Source organism: Sphaerospermopsis kisseleviana CS-549 (assembly GCF_028329225.1).
Classification (GTDB): Bacteria; Cyanobacteriota; Cyanobacteriia; order Cyanobacteriales; family Nostocaceae; genus Sphaerospermopsis; species Sphaerospermopsis kisseleviana.
Map to the genome: position 1 here is coordinate 1 of NZ_JAQMTI010000014.1, position 21,868 is coordinate 21,868.

A 21,868-nucleotide genomic window follows, 5' to 3' on the forward strand; every position below is an offset into this window, starting at 1 on the left:
AAATCTTAGGTGGCGATAGCGAAGCGCTGCTGCAAGCAGTTCGCCAATATCAAATCCCCAAACGACCATTTTTCGTTGTGTGACAGTTTAGGGTGCGGAAGGTGGGTTAAAAAACATAAAAGTGATTACCCAGTCCCCAGTCCCCAGTCACCTAACTAGCAGCTAATTTACCCCAACCAATATAAGGTAAATTGTTTGCTACAGCTTTCACCTGTGCTGCATTTGCTACCAACTGTCCGCAAGCATCCCAAGTACCAGACACAAAAGTGGTTTTAGTTCCCTCACCCATAAACACCGGAAAAGTCAAATCATTGATTTTTACTTGCAAATTTTCCACATTTATGGTAATAGGCGCTTGGGGATTAGCAGTAACTAAATCTTGCAATTGCTTAACTATACTCGGTTCGGCTGTAACGCAAGGTATACCCATTGCCACACAGTTACCAAAGAAAATTTCTGCAAAGCTTTCACCAATAATGGCTTTGATGCCCCATTTAGCTAACGCTTGGGGTGCGTGTTCTCTGGATGAACCACAGCCAAAGTTACGGTTAACAATTAATATCTTTGCTCCTTGGTATTGGGGAAGATCGAAAGGATGTTGACCATTTAAAGCTGTTCTATCGTCAATAAATGCACCTTCTCCTAAACCATCAAAGGTGATGGCTTTTAAGTAGCGGGCGGGTATAATGCGATCTGTGTCGATGTCGTCGCCAATTAAAGGAACGGCGCGATCGCTTATCTGTTTGATTTCACTTACCATAGTTTTAATGAACCGCAAAGTACACAAAGGACACGAAGGAAAGAGTTTAAGAGAGATTTTTCTTGTGTTTCTAGAGTTTTTTAATGAATGAACCACAGAGACACAAAGGAAACAGAGAAAGAAGAGTTTAAGAAACTTTATGTATGTAAACCACACTTTTAATTTCTCTCTGCGCCTCTGCGCCTCTGCGTGAGATAAAAAAGATGTAGTTTTTTTACCGACAATTTCGGTCTACAGCATTTCCCGTACATCAGCAACTTCACCCTTAATAGCGGCAGTTGCTACCATTGCCGGACTCATTAGCAGGGTGCGACCGGATGCTGATCCTTGTCTACCTTTGAAGTTGCGGTTAGACGATGAGGCGCTGATCTGTCTTCCTTGTAGTTTGTCGGGGTTCATGGCTAAACACATGGAACACCCTGGTTCTCTCCACTCAAAGCCAGCTTCAACAAAGATTTTATCTAGTCCTTCGGCTTCGGCTTCTTTTTTCACCCGTTCTGAACCGGGAACGACAAAGGCTTTTACACCTGCTGCAACTTTACGACCTTGGGCTATTTTCGCCGCTTCTCTTAGGTCGCTGATGCGTCCGTTGGTGCAGCTACCGATAAAGCAAACATCAATTTTTGTACCTTGGATCGGTTGACCAGGGTAAAGATCCATGTAACGATAAGCTTCTTCAGCAACGAAGCGATCTTCTTCTGCTAGTTCTTCAGCTGCGGGAATTTTCTGATCCACGCCTATTCCTTGACCGGGTGTTATTCCCCAGGTAACGGTGGGGGGTATGTCTTCGGCATTAAATACTACTACATCATCATATTCGGCATTGGCATCACTCCGCAGAGATTCCCACCAAGCAACGGCTTTGTCCCAGTCTGCACCTTGGGGGGCGAAGTCTCTATTTTTCAGATATTCGTAAGTAATTTTATCAGGGTTCACATATCCGCATCTTGCACCACCTTCGATCGCCATATTGCAAACGGTCATCCGTTCTTCCATGTTCATCTGTTCAAAGGTAGTTCCTGCATATTCGTAAGCGTAACCTACACCACCTTTAACTCCCAAGGTGCGGATAATGTGTAAAATTACATCTTTAGCGTAAACTCCGGGTCTGAGTTTTCCGTTAACTTCAATTTTTCTAACTTTGAGTTTTGATAATGCTAGGGTTTGGGAAGCGAGAACGTCGCGGACTTGACTTGTACCAATACCAAAAGCGATCGCCCCAAAAGCACCATGACTAGATGTATGACTATCTCCACAAGCTATAGTCATACCCGGTTGGGTTAGTCCCAACTCAGGGGCAATAACATGAACTATACCTTGATTTCCCGAACCAATATTATGGAAAGTAATGTTATTTTCTTGACAGTTTTGCTCTAACGCCTGGATCATTTCTTCCGCCATGCTATCCAAAAACGGACGTGCTTGGTTATCCGTAGGAACAATATGATCAACAGTGGCCACTGTGCGCTGTGGGAATAAAACTTTTAAACCCCTCTCTTTGAGCATAGCAAAGGCTTGAGGACTGGTAACTTCATGGATAAGGTGGAGGCCGATGAATAGTTGCGTTAGTCCTGATGGAAGTGTACCAACGGTGTGGATGTCCCAAACTTTGTCAAACAGAGTTCCCTTGCTCATACATCAAATTCTATGTTAAAGGAGTTGAGCTTTTGATTATATCAGAAAAGCGATAACGTTATCGAAAAATCAATAGGTAGGTTGGGTTGTTCGCGTTAGCGTTGCGAAGCATGGAACGAAACCCAACATCATTAAAACCTTTGTTGGGTTGCGCTGTCGCTTAACCCAACCTACATTTAGTAACTTTAAATTGTCTCCGGGTCAATATTTAATTCTCTCAATTTTGCCGCTAAACGTGCTGCTTTTTCAGCTTCTGCTTCTGCTCTTTTAGCTTCAGCTTTTCTTGCTTCTGCTTCTTGTTCTGCTCTTTTAGCTTCTTGTTCTGCACTTTCTTCCGGTGTAGGAACTAAAATTCCTTCCCGTGTAAAATACCGCAATAAACCATTATAAACACCCAAATATAAACCTAGTTGTTGACTCCATAAATGTCCTTTTTCATTTGCTGTCAACGGTTCATATTCTCCATCTAATAAATGAAAACCCGCAAATTCTAAAGTGTAAGGATCAAACCAAAAATAATCTGGAGTGCGGAATGTATTTTGATAGAGTTGTTTTTTAAATTCTCTATCTGTTTTTGCTGTACTGGGTGAGAGAATTTCGACAATTATATTAGGATATTTACCATCTTCATTCCACACTACCCAGCTTTTACGGGTTTTGCGTTCAGTTCCTAAAACAACAAAGAAATCTGGACCACGAGAATCTTCTGATTTTTTCTGATTTGGACTATAGTAAATGGTTAGGTTTCCAGCAGCATAGAAATCATTTCTATTTTTCCATAACCATTTAAGACATTTAATTAAGAGCATAATCTGCTCTAGATGCAGTTCTGTTTCCACGGGAGGTTCATCACTATATAAATCACCAGGGGGAAATATTACATCTTGGTAGATGTTTTCTTGGGTTTCTTGTTCTTGTGCAATGATCATATATTTGATATGGCATCAAGTTGTAATTTTTTGATTATAACATTTAATTGTCAGAATCAGGATGTCCAGGATTTCAGGATTTTCAGGATTTATAGAAAATTCAATTATTTTTAACCATAGGATTCCCTTAATATTAAACTGACTAAATGAAATTGTGTAATAATCGTATTTGTTAAAAAATAACACCTAACGCAGACCATCAAAATCATTAAATTCTCAAAACCCACATCCTGGACATCCTGATTCAGACAATTAAAAAAAAGTCAACTCCTCAAAATAATTAACTGAAAAAAACATCCTGGAAATTTCGATATTGCTAATGTAGTCGGTTAAGATAGGTAGCGCACTAGAATGTAAGTTTACAAGAACTCATAAAATTTTGGTTAGAGTTCAGGAACATTAACGTTTTTCATTCGTCAAATGATATAGCCTTACTTTGAGAAGAGTAATAGGGAGTGTTTGAATGAGGGACAGGAAATTGACAGTTCTGGTAATTGTTTGGGCAATTAGTATCATTCTACTAGATACAACCAGACCGACTTATCTTGTTGAAAAAGCAATGGAAGTTTTTAACTTTGAATTTTCGTCAAAAGACGCTTACGTGCTGACTGTCGAGATTGTTCAGTGGGTTCGTTGGTTGTATTTTGGATCTTTGATTTTCCTAACCTTTTATCTGTTTCAACGTCAGCGTAGTTGGCAGTGAATGTTGTAGTAACAAGTACTCACCTTAAATCCGTCATGAGACCAGAAGGAGATATAATCTATCTAGGATCAGCCATAATCACGATTAGCATCATCAGTGAGATCGCAGCCTTACTCGTAAAAAGCACGGCATAACAATTCAAATGCAGCGGACAGACCGCAATTTTTTTTGCCTTGTTTCAAGTTCTCTGCTGCCGCTGATTTGATCCGTTAAATCATCACAAACTTATTTTACTCGTTCCTATACTCTGTATGGGAATGAATGATTTAAGGCTCTGCCTTCTGATATATACTAGAGTCAGAGACTCTATTTAGCATTCCCAGTCGGAGACTGGGAACGAGTTTAAATCCTAGACATCCTGATTCAGACAATTTTTTAATTTTTAATTCAAATCGGCATTCTTGGAGGTGCTGTTTTCCACATTAAGTCAATTTCTTCGGGTGTTAACTGATAAGTTTGATTCACTAAATCTGCAAGTCGCTGTTCTAATTTCACAGCTTCATTTTTGCGGTTTTGAATTTCTGGAACATAATCATTATGTGCTTGACGTAAGGCTTTAAAGGCTGGTATACTTAATGGATCAGATGCTTTTTTAGCTGTCTTGGGTTTGGGCATTCTTTTTCTCACTTCTTCCACAAATTCAACAAATTCTAAAGTTGCAAAATCTGCTAGTTTATTTCCTAGTTTTTCAATTTTGTATTCTATTTGCAACCAGTCGAGAACATCTTTATAAACTTGTCCGTTGAGTTTGGTTATTTCTATTAAACGAGTGACAATTTCTTCTACTTCTGCGCGTATTTCTGTTGTGGGTTGTGCAATAGGAATATTTTCTATTAAATAACCAGCAGGATTTAAAGCATCATCTTTCATGTGTGGTAAATATCGCCAATTATACCACCACATAAGAGGAGAATTTAAAACTCCCAGAATATACAAATCTGCACTTGATATACAAAATGTCTTATCATTACCATATACTCCCGATATATCAAAAGCATATTGTGGCAAAAATTGAATAACTTGATAAATAATTTTAGGTTGCTCAAAAATATGATAAGATGCTGGTGATGCTTGAAATTGCCACCATAACTGTTTACCTGCTCGATTTTCTAGCTTATCTCTATAAGTCTCTAAATGTTGTTTAATAACCGGATATTGTTCTATATCTATTATTGAGTCTAACCTACGATGATTAAACAACAAATAAGCGTAACTGCCGAGGTAGGAAAACCGGGGATATTCCCATAAGGGTTAACGGCTATAGAATAAGGTTTTTAGACTGTTATAATAATCTAAAATCTGCTTCACCTGTTCCTCATTAGTATTTGGTTGGCAAGAAATAGACAAACCAGCAATTTGACTTTGATCATAATCAAAATCTGAAGAAGTTTGGGGAATTAAATCCACATCAACCCCTTCCACCTGCCGCAAATGTGCCGCTATTTCTCGATATACAGCCAAAGGAAAATTAGGAAATTCTATTTTTTGTTGATTCTGTTCCATAATTCCATAATCCATAAAAAGTATAAAATCATCACTATAATATAAAACCAGACATTTCCGGTTATGCAACCAATTTAATTGCCAGAATTGATGTTATATCTATAAACTTACAGCAAACTTACAGCAGATTGTCAATGAATGAAGTACAAACTGCACAACAAAATGACTCCTGACTCCTGACAGCGTAGCGCCAGCCATATTCTGCTGTAACCAGATAGCTAACTAACTCTTACAAACCCATTGAAATGGAAACCCCAACAGCAGGTTGTGCAGGTTCAGACTTTGCAGGTTCAGACTTTGCAGGTTCAGACTTTACAGGTTCAGACTTTGCAGGTTCGGTAGAGGGTTTTTCTCCCACTGCTTTAGCAACTTCAATTCCGAACTGTTCAAACACAACCACAGGATTAGAACCTCTGTTCATCTCAATTCGTTTAATCAAAACCCCATTACCCAATCTTTGCCCAGCTTGTACATAGCGGCTGGTAAGTTCTTCCGGCACTTTAATAATTGCCTGGGGTTCTTTACCAATAACAACTATACCACTGACCAAAACCGCTTGAGCTTCTTCAGGCTTGGGAGCAGGTGGTAACACAGGCTTAACAGGCTCTTTAGCCACAACTTGAGGTAAAACCATGGGCAAAACTGGAGTCAAAGGAGGTTTTGGTTGAGGTGGAGGAGTAGTAATTTGTACACGAGCCTGGACATTTTGTCCCCCCTGAGCTTGATTTGTTCCTGTTTGTTGTGGAGTTGGCAAAGGAGGCAGTTTAGGAACTTCTTTTTGCTCAGAATTGGCAGCAATTGGTACCCATAAGGGCTTAATAATTTCCGCAAATGGATCAGTCCGCCCTTTTTGTGCCAAATCCACGCGCAAATCGCCTCTAGTGGATTCAATCAAGCCGGGATTATTTGCCTTTATTGCTTGATCTTTTTGAGAAGACACCACAGGATTAGCAAAGGGTGTCTTTTCTTCTGGTTTTTCTGCTGCTGTTTGGGGAATTGGTGCTGCTGGAGGAGTGTTAGTAGCTTCTGGCGTATCATTAACTGTACATCCAGCGATCGCCAAAGTTAAAATAGCCGCAGCTACAATCTGTGAATTAATTTGTGAATTTATACCCATTAGCTGTTCTCGAAAGCTATAGGAAAGTTTACTTATGGAAATCAACACGCCTGAAATTGTGATTACAGGCCAAGTCTGTTTTCTTTATAACCTAAATTTTACATTTCCAGAGTTATTTTTAACACTCCAGCAAATCATGGTTTCAGAGGATTGGCTATTAATTTTCAGGCGCTACCATGATTTTTTTCAGCATATCCAATCCTTTTTTGACTTTACGAGAAACAGTAACTACACTAATTCCTAAATGTTCTGCAACTTGCTTCTGTGTCAAATCATGTAAAAACACGCATTCTAACACTTCCCGGGTGCGGTTTTCCAACTGTACTAATACTTGTTGTAATCTGATTTGGTCTTCTTGCGCTAATTGAAAGCTGCGGTAATTTGGATCGGGAACCAATTCCCCCAAACTGGTAGATCCTTCTTCTCCATTCTGTATGGGTACATCCAAACTCAGAGGAGAGCGATTCACCCATGCTAATTTAATTTCCTGCCATTCACTTTGAGAAATTTCCAATGCACCAGCTATTTCTGCATCAGTCGGTTGGCGGTTGTATTTTTCCCGCCAAGAACGGGAAACACCTATGGCTTGCTGTTGTAGTGCTAACCAGCGCCGGGGTATCCGCATGGTTACGCCTTTGTCCCGGAGGTAATGTTGAATTTCCCCACGAATGTAAGGAATAGCGTAAGAACTAAAGGCGTGTCCTTTAGAAAGTTCAAATTTCTCAATAGCTCTAATTAAACCCAAACAGCCGACTTGGATCAAATCTTCATAGCTTTCATGACATTGATTTATCCAGTAGTGAGCTTCTTTTCTCACCAGCCCAAAATTTAGTTTCACTAGTTGATTACGAAGGCGTTCTGAGGGACATTGCTCATATTCTCGCAACAACTGTGAAATCTCATGTTTTAGTTCGTTCGTGGCTGTAGTAGGCATAGCACATTCAGGATTTAGCAAATAGAGTGTTTATTAATCGCTGCTAAACTTAATTTTTAGACGCGCTATAGGCAGATATGCACGTTCTTGAACAACTCATAAAGCCATCAGGCAGACTAAAATTTTTGGCTAGAAAAGATTTTGAGGATGGGTTGAAAATCTAGGGCGATTTTCAGCAGAGTTGCTTTTTAGTGATCGAAGTCAATTTGGTCTGTTGTAGCTTATTAAACAACTCGCATAGAATTAAAATATACAATTCTTTCCCTAATGTCAAACCGGGATATTACGTAACTTAATAAATGCAATATGAAATGTACTGATAAATAGCCAAAAATTCTATCTATTATTTTTCTAAATTAATAAAAATTATTGATTAGTAATAGTACGTATTTAATTTTATTAAATTCATCTAATTTCCCAAAACATGAATTTGACAACTGTTTATTTACGGAAAAATCACAATGGAAAAATCACAGGTGATGAGAAATTAGCCAAAAGTTTACCAGTCTAAAAAAAACCAACTACCCTCTTAAAAAGCAGGGCAGTTGGATGAATTTTTTTATAGCTGTAGACAGAGTAGTTAGGACATCAATTAATCATGAAACTCCTACTAAAAAAGGGTTTTACTCCTGACTCCTGCTATAACAACAGGAATTTAGCCGCGATTTGTTTCTACGCGACCGTAGAATAAACCACGAATCTTAACTTCTTTAGGTTCGCCAGCACCCAAATCTGTATCAGAGGGCTGTATACTTTCAAAAGTACCAGCTATTTCGCCAGTAGAACTGTCTACTTTAGCTACTTGTAAAGAAATCTTGCCATTGAGGATTTCTGTACGCTTCACATTAGCTCGTGTCAAATCATCATCGTCGGCTTGGGCTGGTAATGCCACAGCATTATCATAACCACTGACAACACCACGACCTTTGGGATCTAGGAAAGAAGCACCACGATAAGAAGGAACTTTAAACTTACCTTCAAAATCAGTAGAAGTATTAATGCTGGTCAAATTAGGCTGTGTTTGTGCAATCAAGTTTTTGACAGTAAATAAGAAAGGTACTAGTTCACCACCAGGAAGTTTGACTGTGATAGCTTGGAAATCAAGACCATCTTTTTCTACAAAGGTCAGACTGTTATCTGGGTTGATTTTTAAATCACCTTGTACTTGATCAATAGTGGATGTGTTACGAGTCACCAATTTACCAGCTACAAATTCAGCTTCTTGCCGTTTGTTAGCGGGTTCTTCTTTGACAAAGTAATTGGTAGGTTCTAAGCACAGTTCTTTGATGGTGTAGGTCTGACCGTTATCCAAAGCAATAGAACCACGGCTTGTTTCTGCCAGCTGAGGGCATTTGTTAGCCAAGCCAGTACCTCGAATTTGTTCGTAAGTCAGCAAGTCTCTGCTGCTAGATGAAGGCGCATCACTACAAGCAGTTATCAGCCCCAAGCATAAAGCTAAGAATGCAACTATTAAAGCGCGATACCTCATGGTCAACCTCAATGTCATTAATATTTAAGTTGTAAAACGGCTCTACTAAACGTAATAAAACGCATTCCGTTTTGAGTTTTCAGGTTTAGCTTCAGAACCAGCAGTTTCTCTCATCAGAGTTAGATGGAAGTTGCTTTTTCCTTAGCTTCAAACCAACAGTCTACTGAGTGGCATTTGGCAGGGTTTGGCTAAATGGATGAGTAGACCACAACAACGCCTCAAGGCATCTGTTATTAATGCGAAGTAGGCTATACTTCGCGCTTTGCTCTTACATCAGGTAAAAGCGGCATGACCCAAATCATCCTGTATTGTATATGTATTGCTAGTACATACAATCTTTGGTTTGATAGGGAAATTAGCCAAGTTATAGTGCCAAAAAGCATAAGATTTCTCTGATGCTATTTGTTAGTCGGAAATGAATCCCCAAAATTCACTAAAACGTAATTAAGCCCTCACATTAAATCTGTGGGGATTACTTTACGTACAATATTCAAACTACCATTCACATTGGCATCAATCAATTGACAATTAGCGCCTCGTCATTAGTAGTTCTTCGCTTGATTTTCGCTTGCTTTTTGTGATTTCGCTCTTACCCCTGCCCATCCTCCCTTTTTTCGGGTGTTTCGGGTATTGTATTACTTTTATAGAACAGCAGCAGAAAATTACATGAACAATGACCAAAATTTGCCAGCGGGAAATTTATCTGCTAAGTTGCAAGCCATCGCATCTGCTGTGCAAGATGCAGCCCACGCTTGTCAAGGCAATGTTACAGCATTATTATCTTTGCTGAGACAATTGGAAAAGTTACATAAAGAAATTCGTGATGGAATTTTTCAAGATAGTTTGCCCGATAACCGCCAAAGACTCTACGCACTGCTCAGAGATATTGAGTCTGAGGGGGGTTGGCCTTATATTGAACGTATGCGATTACAAGAATTTCTAGTGAATTTACCAGTAGAAAGTAATGAAAAAACTCCTGTTATCCACAACACTAACGACTCCTGTGATACTGATAACTGGTTAGAATGGTAAGCTCAAGAGTTTACCAATCACCAATTACCGTGGTTTTCAGGAATTAGACTCAAACCAGAAAGGGGTTTTCATGGCCGGTATAGTATCAGTTTCCCGCAAGAATTTAGCTCAACGCCGTAAAAAATTACGTAGGCAGCAGCAAAGAAAAATCATTCACACTATTTGGCGAACACTCGCTGCCAGTAGTCTAGCAGGTGGATTGCTCTGGGTAACACTCCAACCAATGTGGGTGTTAAAAACACCTGCACAAATAGTCCTAAAATCAGGCAATCAATTATTATCCGAGCAAGCTATTCAATCGCTGTTGGCGCTGTCCTATCCCCAATCTTTGTGGCGAATTGAACCTTCTGCAATTGCCGAAACTTTAGAAGCACAACCCGCTATTGCACAAGCCACTGTCAGCCGTCGTCTGTTTCCTCCTGGTTTAATTATTGAAATTCAAAAGAGATTACCAGTGGCAATGATTCACACCCTACCAAAACAAAGCACAACCAGTTGCAATACTCAGCCTCAATCTTCGGCAAACTCTGGCAAACAAGCAACATCTTCATGTTTGCAAAATACTCCTGCTCGAAGCAAACAGGATGATGTCAGTTTACTAGATGCTAGTGGCGCTTTGATTCCTCTAGCAAAATACACTGCACTTAACCCCACAGGTAAATTGCCTACCCTCAAAGTTCTTGGTTCACCAGAAAAATATTGCCCCTATTGGACTGAACTTTATCAAGCTGTCAGTCAGAGTTCTGTTAAAGTGATGGAAATTGATTGCCAAGATCCCACAAATTTAATTTTGAAAACAGAATTAGGAAATGTCCATCTTGGTGTTCCTAATGCCCAATTACCGGAAAAAATCCAATTACTTGTGCAAATGCGGCATTTACCAGCAAAATTCAAGCCCAAACAATTAGCCTATATTGATATCAAAAATCCTGACCGACCTTTAGTACAACTGAACCAAAAATAACAAATTAACTTCCCAGATACCTAACAAGCTTGAGCCTGTTTGAGTACAGAAACCAGTTTTTGAGGATAAAAATGATAAAAATATTAGTTAGTTTTACGGTTCGCACCATTGAAATAACAATTGGCATGAACTTTTGATTAAAATGGCAGGATAAATATTAGAAACTTCTTGGAGATAATCTTTATGCAGGTCGATAAAAAATCAAGGCTTTGGGTGCAGCGTTCTTGCACCTTGGTGGGGAGGTTTCCCAATCAAAACTACCGTCGTCCATTGGTAACTGCGTTTTGTATGTGAGTATTCAACCTCATAGGTTTATAACCAAAAACTAAACCAAACGCATTTTTGATATATCTTCTGGAGTAAAAAGTAATGCTTTACACAGTAAATCACTGAAAAATTTAGTAGTTATCGAAAAAATGAACAAATAAAGCTGTAAAATTGATTGCTAATAAAAGTTTCGAGCAGAAATAGTGGGGGGATATTGAGCATCAAATTCACAGAGCAATACTGGGAAAATTTAGCAACATAGTATAGAAAATCTTAATGTCTAGATCAAGTTATATAAACCGATTTTCGGACAATGTAGGTATACTTTTCTAGAATTAGTTATGCGATTGCGCGGAGCGCAGTGCTGACAGCCCAGTTTGCTCTAAGCCATAGGCGATCGCCTAAGTTGCCAAATGATCCCATAACTAATTATGATCGGGTTTCGCAGACAGCGCCAAAACTGACAGAGATTTACAGAGACTTACAGAGGGATAACCGCTCCCATGCTCCCGTTGAGTAAGAAGGAAAAGTCTAGATTTGTCTAGGTTTTGCACAGCAGAACAATAAAAAATATTGATTGTCATAGACGGTGACAGTCTCCAACTCAACTATATTTGACTCTTAGGTGAATAACACCAAAACAAGTCGTTTATCTACCTTCATCAAGCCAATGACATTTGATAATAACCAAGAGCTTACCTATAAAAATGCCCAATCTGTGGGACAAACAGGGTTATCTTTGTCCGTTAACTCTAATAATCCCTTTGGTAGTTCCGGGCTAAACTTTGCCCAAAGTAACGACAGTAAAAAAATTACGGAAAATAGTCGCATTGGTGAAATTGTTCCGGGACGAGTCGCCAATATTAAAGTTATTGGTGTTGGTGGTGGCGGTGGCAATGCTGTTAACCGCATGATTGAATCTGATGTTTCTGGGGTGGAATTTTGGTCAATTAACACCGATGCCCAAGCCTTGACTTTAGCTGGCGCTCCCAGTCGTTTGCAAATCGGGCAGAAACTAACCAGGGGTTTAGGTGCAGGGGGTAATCCTGCTATTGGTCAAAAGGCAGCGGAAGAATCACGTGATGAAATTGCTACCGCCTTAGAAGGTGCAGACCTAGTTTTTATCACTGCGGGTATGGGTGGTGGAACAGGTACGGGTGCTGCGCCAATTGTGGCGGAAGTGGCCAAAGAAATGGGCGCTTTGACTGTGGGTGTAGTGACCCGTCCGTTTGTATTTGAGGGACGGCGACGCACTAGCCAAGCCGAGCAGGGTATTGAAGGATTAAAAAGTAGGGTTGATACCTTGATTATTATTCCTAACAATAAGCTGTTGGAGGTAATTCCTGAACAAACACCTGTACAAGAAGCCTTTCGCTATGCCGATGATGTGTTGCGTCAAGGGGTACAGGGTATTTCTGATATTATTACGATTCCTGGTTTGGTTAATGTGGACTTTGCCGATGTGCGAGCAGTCATGGCAGATGCGGGATCAGCATTGATGGGTATTGGTGTGAGTTCTGGCAAATCTAGAGCTAGAGAAGCTGCGATCGCCGCGATTTCCTCACCATTATTAGAATGCTCTATTGAAGGTGCTAGAGGGGTTGTCTTCAATATCACTGGTGGTAGTGATCTCACTCTGCATGAAGTGAATGCGGCTGCGGAAACAATTTATGAGGTGGTTGATCCCAATGCCAATATTATTTTCGGTGCAGTGATTGATGACAGACTGCAAGGAGAAGTCAGAATTACCGTGATTGCGACTGGGTTTACCGGAGAAATTCAAGCTGCTCCACAACAAACTGTGGCCACTCCCAGAGTAGTGACTCCATCTCCCAGGAAGCTAGGAGTACAACCAACTGTTAATCAACCAACTGTTAATCAACCAACTCCAACTCCTGAACCTAAAGAAAAACCGATTTTAGATATTCCTGATTTTCTCCAACGACGACGCACACCACCGAAAAATTAAGTAATTGTAGATTTGAGATTTTAGATTAAGTTTGCAGTCTCAGTTCTGGCGTTTGTGCTTTATACAATTTCTTAGTTTTACGTTTATCACCAAAGATAGGGGTCTGCAATTTAGTTGCCTACCCCATATTTTATTGGAGTTTTTTTATTTGGTAATTGGTAATTGGTAATTGGTAATTGGTAATTGGTAATTGGTAATTGGTAATTGGTAATTGGTAATTCAATTTTGGATTTTGGATTGTTTTTGTCAATTCCAATCTAAAATCTAAAATCTAAAATCTAAAATTTTCTTCCCCAGTCACCAGTTCCCATTCACCTGCTCTAGCCATTGAATAACCTGATGAGCAAGGTGAGTACCATCTAGGCGATCAATTTCTCGGATGCCTGTGGGACTGGTAACGTTGACTTCTGTGAGGTAGCCACCAATCACGTCAATACCAACAAAAATCAAGCCGTCTTGACGCAGTTTTTCTGCCAATAAGGTGCAAATTTCCTGTTCTCTTGCGGTAATTTCCGTTGGAGCAACAGTACCACCTGTTGCCATATTATTGCGAAAATCACTACCACTAGAAAGGCGATTGAGCGCCCCAATGGGTTCGCCATTGAGCAAGATAATTCGCTTGTCTCCGTCCTTAGCTGCGGGTAAATAGTTTTGTACCATTACTGGTAATCGACCTTGCAGGGTACTGAGTTCGACTATTGAGTTAAAATTGCGATCGCCTGATTGTAAAAATAAAATCCCCTCCCCAGCTTTGTTACCCAATGGTTTGAGAACTGTTGCACCCTTAGCTTCTACAAATTGGCGGATCACCTTTTTATCAGCACTCACAATGGTTTCAGGGATGGCTTGAGTAAATTGCAAGGCATACATTTTTTCATTTGCGGCTCTGATACCATTGGGGTTGTTAATTACCAGGGTTTTATTTTGGTCAATGTAATCCAAAATATAAGTAGCATACAGGTAGGAATCGTTGACTGGTGGGTCTGTCCGCATAAATACAGCGTCCATTGACTCCAAAGCAGTGAAGAGGCTAGAACCTAACTTATACCAAGGATTTGCGGCTACCCAACGTCCCTCTATTAATTCCACTGGTACAAGTTCTACTTGCTGTAAAACAGCCCAAGCTTTGCTATCCACAACATTTAACAAATTCGCTTGGGTTATCCAAACTTCATGACCAAGAATTTGCGCTGCTTCCATGAGGGCAACACTCGTATCATGGCAAGGGTCAAGCTGATGGATGGGATCAATAATAAAAGCCAGTTTCACCCTTTCTACCTCAATTATCAAAAAAAATTAATTAGGGGTTGCTGAGAAAGTCTTTTCATGAGGGCATAGGAGTCAGGAGTCGTAGGGGCGAAGTAGGGGCGAAGCCTGCCTGTCGGCAGACAGGCATTCGGAAAATAACCTGTGAAAAAAATTGATCATTTATCGTCCGAATGCTTCGCCCTTACAGGAAAATAACCTGTGATAAAAATTGATTATTTATCGGCCGAATGCTTCGCCCTTACAGGAAAATAACCTGTGATAAAAATTGATAATTTATCGTCCGAATGCTTCGCCCTTACAGGAAAATAACCTGTGATAAAAATTGATAATTTATCGGCCGAATGCTTCGCCCTTACAGGAGTCAGGATGAGATTTCAAGATTTCTTTTCCATCTCTCGAACTCAATAAAAGTGCAAGGCTTCGCCGTGAGCGTTAGTGGTCACTGACCACCTTACCTTTGATTTATCTGGGTTTTGCATTTTGTCAGCAAGCCCTACTTATAATTCCAAAAAGCAGGTTTCTAAGAAAACTTGAATCTCCCGCTACACCGTTAGGTTGGTGGGGGAGTCTCAAGCTCACAAGGGTAGGTATTTTACATTGTCGTGAGGGCAAGACTTGGTGGACAAGGTGGACAAGGTGACAAGGGAGGAAAACAGTACAAACTCTGTATTCTTAGTCACAAAAATAGTCCGTTAAAAAACCATTGTCCGTATAAAATCTTCCTTGTCCATCCCTTCGACTACGCTCAGGACAAGCCTTCCTTGTCTTCCTGGTCTTGCCTTCACAGATCATATTAAAAACCTACCCCTGTGAGGGAGTCTCAAGACGCTTGACCTAAACCTTAGAACCTCCAAGAAGAGTATCCAGTTGACCTGCACTGTCTAAAGTGTAAAGATTATCACAACCACCAATGTGATGATCATTGATAAAAATTTGAGGCAGAGAACGCTTTCCATTTGCTCTTTGAGCCATTTCATTTCTTGCTACCTCATCTCTATCAATGTTGTATTCGATGAAATCAACGCCTTTATTTAATAGTAGGTTTTTGGCACGGTTACAAAATGGGCAGGTACTCCAAGTGTAGATTTCTACTTTGGCAGTCATAATATCCTCAATTTGAGCAAATACTTTTCAATTATAAAAGGTAGCTTCTGTCTCATCCTTGGCCAGAACGATGCCAGAGCTACCAGCAAATCATCCAAAATCCAAAATCTAAAATTTTCAAGCTCAATTTTCAAGCTCAACCGCCGTCTACTGCATATTGAATCAACTGGGACAGGCGTAGGCGTACAGTATCTAAACCTAAACGTTGACTGGCGGAGATAAACACCGCTAGAGGAAATTCTTCTTGCGCCAAAGCCAGAGTTTCACTATTGACTTGATCGATCTTGTTAAATACAACTAATGCCGGACCGGGAGTAATAGGCATTTGGGCAAGAATATCCCGAACTGACCGAATATGACTTAACCAGGCAGGATGGGATAAATCCACTAAATGTAGTAGGGCATCTGCTTCGGTGACTTCCTCCAAGGTGGCGCGGAAAGCATCCATTAAAGAAGCTGGTAATTCATGAATAAACCCTACAGTATCTGTGATTAAGGTTTCCTGGGGTTCATTTGTATCCGCATGAGAAATAATCAGACGACGGGTGGTGGGATCAAGTGTGGCAAACAGTTGGTCGGCTGTATATACTTCCGCGTTGGTGAGGGCGTTGAGCAAGGTAGACTTGCCCGCGTTGGTATAACCCACCAAGGCCACTGAAGGAACTTCCCGATGTTGTCGCCGTTGCCTTAACCGACAACGATGAGCTTGTAATTGGTTTACTTCTTGCTGTAGTCGAGAAATCCTTCTTTGAATTGCTCGCCGTTCTGTTTCTAATTTGGTTTCACCAGGTCCACGAGTCCCGATCCCACCCCCTAGTCGGGACATGGCACGGCCTCTGCCGGTGAGTCTTGGCAGCATATATTCTAGCTGCGCTAGTTCAACTTGTAATTTACCAGCACCAGATTGGGCGCGTTGGGCAAAGATATCTAATATCACTTCTGTGCGGTCAACAACTCTGACACCAATCTGCGCTTCTAGGTTGCGGACTTGAGCGGGTGAAAGGTCACGGTCAAAAACTACCAAATTTGCTCCCAAGGTTTGGGCGGTTAAAGCTACTTCTTGGACTTTACCTTCACCAATTACTGTTTGAGGATGAATGCGCGATCGCTTTTGTTGTAAGGCCTGCAAGACATCACCCCCAGCCGTATCCACTAGCCTTGCTAGTTCGGCTATGGTGTCTTGAAATCGTTGGGGAGTCATATCATCGGTTAGTACCCCGACTATAACCACGAGATCATGGTCAGCGTCTACTTCTTGAGCAATATATTCCCGACGGAATTCTGCTTCTAGACTTTCCACCAAGTCCAGAAAATCCTGTTCGGCGATCGCATCTAAACTCAGAGGTGGCGATACGCTGGAATATAAGGCTGAGTCTGGAATATTCATTCCTGATGACTGAGTTAAAACTAATTGTCTGCTATTAGCTACCAAATGCGCCAAATAAGCTTCTTTTACGTACCCAGTCGCTCCCCCACCCCGACGGGTAAATCCTGTGCCAGTAATATTCAGCATTACTAGAGCATCTAAACGTTGTAGCGCCATTGCTGTCAGTGCCGCCTCATTCGGTGGTTCTGCTTTGAGATGGGTGGCTATACAACGAATACCGCTCAACCGTTCTGCACCATAACGGGGCAGTTCTAGGGGTGGGATTTGGGTTTGACGTGGAGTGCCTACCCCCACCCGGATCACTTGTCCGCGACGGTTGAGGTAGGCACATACAGGTTGATTTATTTCCGTACTAATTGCTGCCAGCCTTTGGGCGAACTCCGGTGTTGTCATGCGATCGCCCGATATACGCTGGTGGTACAGCCGCTGTAGTTGCTTGAGCTGGCTGGACTTTAAACCTTGGAGATTTCCGAAGATAGTCTCTATAGGCGCTTATGACCAGTAAACTGGCCCCCCCGAATTATTGTATATTTTTATTTTAACCCAATATTATGGAAATACCTGTTGGTTAAGGAATCAATCTATTTTGGATTTTGGATTTTGGATTTTGGATTATCTTCTCCTTTAAAGAAGAGGCTTGAAACCTTGTTTTTATATTTTTAGACTTTGATTTTAATCTAAAATCCCAAATCTAAAATCTAAAATTTTTGCTGTCAAGGGGAAAGGGATATTTTTGACTTGCGCCCAGAACTACTAACTGATTCTTCTGGATTGAAATCTGGGACTGTTGTTAACTTCAATACATTTGCGGATTTCCAATCAAAAAAATCCTGGGCGCGATGAATAAAATAATCAATTAAAAAAGGTCGTCCCAAAAAAACAAACGTAATGGGAATATTATCTCTAAAACTCTCTCGCAGTTTATTTAAGTGATCTAAAATTGTGGGAACACTGCTTAAATCATGAGCATGGGTTTCTGTGATTTCGCCAAACTTTTCTTTTTCATACTTATAGATCGAATATTCTAAACCTTTGATAAATAAGATATCAAATTGCTGATGGATGTAGAGATTTAAAACTCGCTCATATAAAGTATTAACTGGCTCAAATAGACGTAAAATTTCTAGTTTTTTCTCTGGTATATCATGGAGAATCCGAGAAAAAAGTTTCTCAGTCTCCAGGGGTGTACACTCAACAAACAATAAGCCAAACTCATTGTTGTTTTTGCGTTTTATAGCGTTGAGCAAAGTTTGATATTCTTCGTTTCCTTCTGCGGGTACGTCTTGATCCCAGTCACTAAAATCTAAATTCATGGGAGATTTTCTACAGCTTCTTTAAATTCCTGAATACCTTGAATCAGTGGGTGAATATCATACCAACGCTGCATTTCCCCTTCTTCATCCAAATAGCGGTACTCTAACAGGCAGCGATTAAACATCAAACTCCGATATTGATCATCGTTGATGATACGCTTAGAAAGGGAGACTTCTGCTAATAAACTCCATTGATGGTTTTCCACAGCGCGGCGGTAAGTATCTCTAGCTTGAGTAATGGCGCGTCGAACTGCTCTTTCGGAAATTGGCAAATCTTGAGTGCGTCCAATGGCATCCTGAGTCAACAATAGCAAATTTCTGACGTGACCTCCACTCATCAAACAAAGTCGTTCTAGGGTTTGAGAACTGTCAAATATTTCCGTTTCTAGTGGTTTATCTGGTGCAAACTGCCTGATGCGCCGGGAAATGACCTCTTTAACTTTTTTTAGCCCTGGTTGATATATTTCTCCTCTAGGAGTGCGTACCATTAGCATTTTCTCGTATTTGCTGCCTTAGTGCCGGTACTGCTCTTAAATTTGCTGTTAATTTGGAAAACTGACTAATTTGCATTTCTACATTCATATCCTCGATGTGAATTTCAGTTAGCGCCAAATCTTTCAAATCTTGCCAACGATCTTTGAGCCAATTAAGCACAGGTTGAGGATTACCAATTGCGCGTAAATCTTTTAGTAATCTCCGAGTACAAGCCAAGAGAATATCTGTATATTGAGCATCTTCTGAATCTATATCTTCTTCATCCGCAGCAAAATAAACTACATAACATTGTCTTGCTTCCAAATATTCCTTGAGTCTGAGTAATTCCGTAGATTTACCTGCTCCTCTATGTCCAGAATATAATTGACAAGTATTTTGATTTGCTAACTGAATACGATTTCCCAATTCTTCTAAAATATCTGCTTCTCCTCGCACATCTTGACAGTCTACATAGTTAGGATCACCTGCGGGTAAGGGTTGGAATGGGTTAAAAGCATTATAGAGGTTTTTGAGTAATTCAGTATTGTTGGACATAGGTAAACAACTTAGTTGATGCAGTTCTGATGATGCTAAAAAGTTAGATGAAGTCAGCAATAACAAGCAAGCGATATAATTTTAATGTCAGAAGCTAAAAATGTCAGATATTTAAAATCTCCACAGTGAAAATTTTAGCAAAAATGTATACACATATATGGACGACAAATGCAAGTACCTGATCAAAAAATATTTTCATAATAAATTCACCAAAAGATTTTAATTTTAAATTAATCAAATTTAATTCATCATACCCCTACGTATTAAATCTTGAAAACGTGCATCTTCTCGAATACAATGAAAATCAGGATCAGCGTTGGCCATTGTTGCAAACTCTTCAGGTCTGAGATTAATTGCTTGCTCCAAGTTTTCTAGTGCTTGCTCAATACTACCTTGAACAGCATAACAACAAGCTTTATTGTACCAAGCATATTTATCATCAGGTTTTATTCTTAATGCTTGATCATAAGAGAACAGAGCTTCGTCCATACGTCCCAAATCATCCAGTGCATTACCTCGATTGTTCCAAGCATAGTGATCATCAGGTTTAATTTTCAGAGCTTGATCATAAGAGAAAACAGCTTCTTCATTACATCCTATCTTGCGGAGTGCGATACCCAAATTGTACCAAGCATAGTGGTCATCAGGTTTAATTTTTAAAGCTTGTTTATAAGAAAAAATTGCTTCTTCATATCTGCTTAAATTCCGAAATGCGATACCACGATTATTCCAAGTAAAACAATCATTGGGTCTTAAATTGAGAGATTGGTCATAAGCTGAAATTGCTTCTTCATTGCGTCCTAAATTTCGTAGTGCATTACCTTTATTATACCAAAAATATGGGTAGTCTGCCTTAAATTTTAAAGCTTCTTCATAAGAAGAAAGTGCTTCTTCATTACGTCCTAAGTTCAGCAGAGCATTACCACGGTTGTACCAAAAATATGGATCATCAGGCTTAAATTCTAAAGCTTTTTCATAAGATGAGATTGCTTTTTCGTTGCATCCTAAATTCAAGAGTGCATGACCACGGTTGTACCAAGCAAAATGATCATCAGGTTTAAATTTTAATTCTTGTTCATAGAATGTAATTGCAGTTTCATATTCACCAGCAGAATAAAGTAGATTTCCCAATTCAAAAAGCAAACTTGCTCTATTACTATCTGTTTGATGTTTTTCTGCCAGAAGTTCTTGAATTTCTAGAACTTTTTCAATTTTGTCTTCTGAAGTAAGTTGTAGATATTTTTCATAGTCTCCTTCTAGTAAAAGACGACGTGATTCTTCTTCAACTAATTTTGGTGTAGTCGGTAATTCATATACTCCAGAACGCCAATCAAAAAAATCAGGAGCGCGATGGATTAAATAGCTGAGTGAAAATGAACGCAATAAAAATACAAAGCAAAAGGGAAAATCATCCCTAAATCTTTCTCTTTGTTGGTTAAGATGATTTAGTATTGGTGGTACTTTAGTTAAATTGTTAAACTGACCTTCAGTTATTTCGCCAAAGTTTCTTTTTTCATATTTATACAAGGAATATTCCAAACCTTTAATTAATAAGATGTCAACTGTTTGACCTTGAATATAATTCGCTACTTGCTGATATAGCTTATCCACTGGTTCTAGCAAGCGTAATACAGCAATATTTTTATGCGGAAGATCCTGGGTAATTTTATGTATAAAACAATCTGCTACCACAGGAGTACATTGTACAAAATATAACCCAAATCCTAATTTTCTATCCAGAGCGCAGAGTAAATCTTGATATATTTCTTCGGGATCTGGAGGTAAATCATCATCCCAGCTACTGCTATTGAGTATCATATAGATTTGATGGTAGATGCTTGCGTAAAAAATCCAAAGTCAGATATAAATTTTACACTATGGTTATTTTTTAGTATTTGAGCTTCATATCCAATCATCATAATCCTGTTCTTTAAGTTAAGGTAAAATTTGAGGAATATTTTAAACATCAATGTTTACATAATAATACGGTTTTTTCTTTGATTTGGTATCCGTAGATTCACTTAAATATATTAATGTAAGGCTATTTGTCTTTCTTAATTTCTTCTAAAAATATATTATTACACTTTGATGAGTAAAAAAGAATTTTATTGTTTTGAGTTTTAACAACAGTAAATTGATAAAAATCCGAACTTAGTGATTTTATTGATTATAATAATAACCCAAGTTCCTAGTTATTATCTAGGGTTTGCTGAATAAACCTAAAACCTTGATATATCAAAGGTTAGAGGCTGATAAACAGGAAAAAAGTGCAAGGGTTTTGAAGGGTATACCGGGAAAAGTGTGCATTTTTTGGGATTTCAAGAGATGGCAAAGAAATTTTCAAATCTCCTCCTGACTCATTTGAGAGTCTTTCTTGCATAACTAGGAGGCTAACGCCACGCTTACTTCGACTGCGCCCTTCGACACCGCCCTTCGACACCGCCCTTCGACACCGCCCTTCGAC

At 39.6% G+C, this 21,868-nt stretch carries 17 protein-coding genes and 1 pseudogene; 5 read left to right on the top strand and 13 right to left on the bottom strand.

The features are described 5' to 3' along the window. Window positions 1-151: 151 nt before the first annotated feature. The 5 genes from leuD to PN497_RS00670 all read right to left on the bottom strand — a co-directional run bounded on the left by leuD (window position 152) and on the right by PN497_RS00670 (window position 5,530). On the bottom strand, window positions 152-760 hold the full coding sequence (gene leuD, locus PN497_RS00650) for a 3-isopropylmalate dehydratase small subunit (RefSeq protein WP_096566695.1): 609 nt from the start codon (window positions 758-760) through the stop codon (window positions 152-154). A gap of 231 nt (window positions 761-991) precedes the next feature. Next, window positions 992-2,395 (bottom strand): 3-isopropylmalate dehydratase large subunit, encoded by a 1,404-nt coding sequence (gene leuC / locus PN497_RS00655; RefSeq protein ID WP_096566693.1) that lies wholly within the window; start codon window positions 2,393-2,395, stop codon window positions 992-994. Window positions 2,396-2,580: 185 nt separating this feature from the next. Then, window positions 2,581-3,324 carry a Uma2 family endonuclease gene (locus tag PN497_RS00660; RefSeq protein ID WP_096566691.1) on the bottom strand — a complete coding sequence of 248 codons (744 nt, stop codon included), beginning with the start codon at window positions 3,322-3,324 and terminating at the stop codon, window positions 2,581-2,583. Window positions 3,325-4,414: 1,090 nt separating this feature from the next. Further along, window positions 4,415-5,230 (bottom strand): TaqI-like C-terminal specificity domain-containing protein, encoded by an 816-nt coding sequence (locus PN497_RS00665; RefSeq protein WP_272109284.1) that lies wholly within the window; start codon window positions 5,228-5,230, stop codon window positions 4,415-4,417. A 48-nt stretch (window positions 5,231-5,278) separates the two neighbouring features. Then, window positions 5,279-5,530 (bottom strand): hypothetical protein, encoded by a 252-nt coding sequence (locus PN497_RS00670; RefSeq protein WP_096572611.1) that lies wholly within the window; start codon window positions 5,528-5,530, stop codon window positions 5,279-5,281. 245 nt (window positions 5,531-5,775) lie between these two features. Between PN497_RS00670 and PN497_RS25840 the strand changes: the two genes are divergently transcribed. Both PN497_RS25840 and PN497_RS25845 read left to right on the top strand, forming a co-directional pair. Beyond that, a complete protein-coding gene (locus PN497_RS25840; RefSeq protein ID WP_409349305.1) occupies window positions 5,776-6,006 on the top strand; it encodes a pentapeptide repeat-containing protein in 231 nt (76 codons plus the stop codon). A 537-nt stretch (window positions 6,007-6,543) separates the two neighbouring features. Beyond that, window positions 6,544-6,669 (top strand): hypothetical protein, encoded by a 126-nt coding sequence (locus PN497_RS25845; RefSeq protein WP_409349306.1) that lies wholly within the window; start codon window positions 6,544-6,546, stop codon window positions 6,667-6,669. Window positions 6,670-6,804: 135 nt separating this feature from the next. Here the strand turns inward: PN497_RS25845 and PN497_RS00680 are convergent, their stop codons facing one another. Both PN497_RS00680 and psbO read right to left on the bottom strand, forming a co-directional pair. Beyond that, window positions 6,805-7,581 (bottom strand): RNA polymerase sigma factor SigF, encoded by a 777-nt coding sequence (locus PN497_RS00680; RefSeq protein ID WP_096566687.1) that lies wholly within the window; start codon window positions 7,579-7,581, stop codon window positions 6,805-6,807. A gap of 655 nt (window positions 7,582-8,236) precedes the next feature. Then, entirely contained in the window at window positions 8,237-9,070 is an 834-nt protein-coding gene (gene psbO, locus PN497_RS00685) for a photosystem II manganese-stabilizing polypeptide (protein WP_096566685.1), read from the bottom strand. 666 nt (window positions 9,071-9,736) lie between these two features. Here psbO and PN497_RS00690 point away from each other — a divergent pair. From PN497_RS00690 to ftsZ, 3 genes are all read left to right on the top strand, one after another. Continuing rightward, window positions 9,737-10,102 (top strand): hypothetical protein, encoded by a 366-nt coding sequence (locus PN497_RS00690; RefSeq protein ID WP_096566683.1) that lies wholly within the window; start codon window positions 9,737-9,739, stop codon window positions 10,100-10,102. A gap of 70 nt (window positions 10,103-10,172) precedes the next feature. After that, window positions 10,173-11,066 carry a cell division protein FtsQ/DivIB gene (locus PN497_RS00695; RefSeq protein ID WP_096566681.1) on the top strand — a complete coding sequence of 298 codons (894 nt, stop codon included), beginning with the start codon at window positions 10,173-10,175 and terminating at the stop codon, window positions 11,064-11,066. 937 nt (window positions 11,067-12,003) lie between these two features. Beyond that, the gene (gene ftsZ / locus PN497_RS00700) at window positions 12,004-13,302 is read left to right on the top strand and encodes a cell division protein FtsZ (protein ID WP_096566679.1); all 1,299 of its coding nucleotides are present in this window, start codon (window positions 12,004-12,006) and stop codon (window positions 13,300-13,302) included. 297 nt (window positions 13,303-13,599) lie between these two features. Here the strand turns inward: ftsZ and gshB are convergent, their stop codons facing one another. The 6 genes and pseudogenes from gshB to PN497_RS00730 form a co-directional block, all read right to left on the bottom strand. Beyond that, on the bottom strand, window positions 13,600-14,571 hold the full coding sequence (gene gshB / locus PN497_RS00705) for a glutathione synthase (protein ID WP_096566677.1): 972 nt from the start codon (window positions 14,569-14,571) through the stop codon (window positions 13,600-13,602). Between the two features lie 834 nt (window positions 14,572-15,405). After that, entirely contained in the window at window positions 15,406-15,675 is a 270-nt protein-coding gene (gene grxC, locus PN497_RS00710) for a glutaredoxin 3 (RefSeq protein ID WP_096566675.1), read from the bottom strand. Between the two features lie 136 nt (window positions 15,676-15,811). After that, window positions 15,812-17,548, bottom strand: coding sequence for a GTPase HflX (gene hflX / locus PN497_RS00715; protein WP_096566673.1), 1,737 nt, complete (start codon window positions 17,546-17,548; stop codon window positions 15,812-15,814). A gap of 227 nt (window positions 17,549-17,775) precedes the next feature. Continuing rightward, window positions 17,776-18,375, bottom strand: coding sequence for a hypothetical protein (locus PN497_RS00720; protein WP_096566671.1), 600 nt, complete (start codon window positions 18,373-18,375; stop codon window positions 17,776-17,778). Continuing rightward, window positions 18,372-19,404: pseudogene (locus PN497_RS00725) on the bottom strand (ATP-binding protein). The gene PN497_RS00720 and the pseudogene PN497_RS00725 overlap by 4 nt, the downstream one beginning before the upstream one ends. A gap of 240 nt (window positions 19,405-19,644) precedes the next feature. Further along, window positions 19,645-21,222 (bottom strand): tetratricopeptide repeat protein, encoded by a 1,578-nt coding sequence (locus PN497_RS00730; protein WP_096566669.1) that lies wholly within the window; start codon window positions 21,220-21,222, stop codon window positions 19,645-19,647. Window positions 21,223-21,868: the final 646 nt, after the last annotated feature.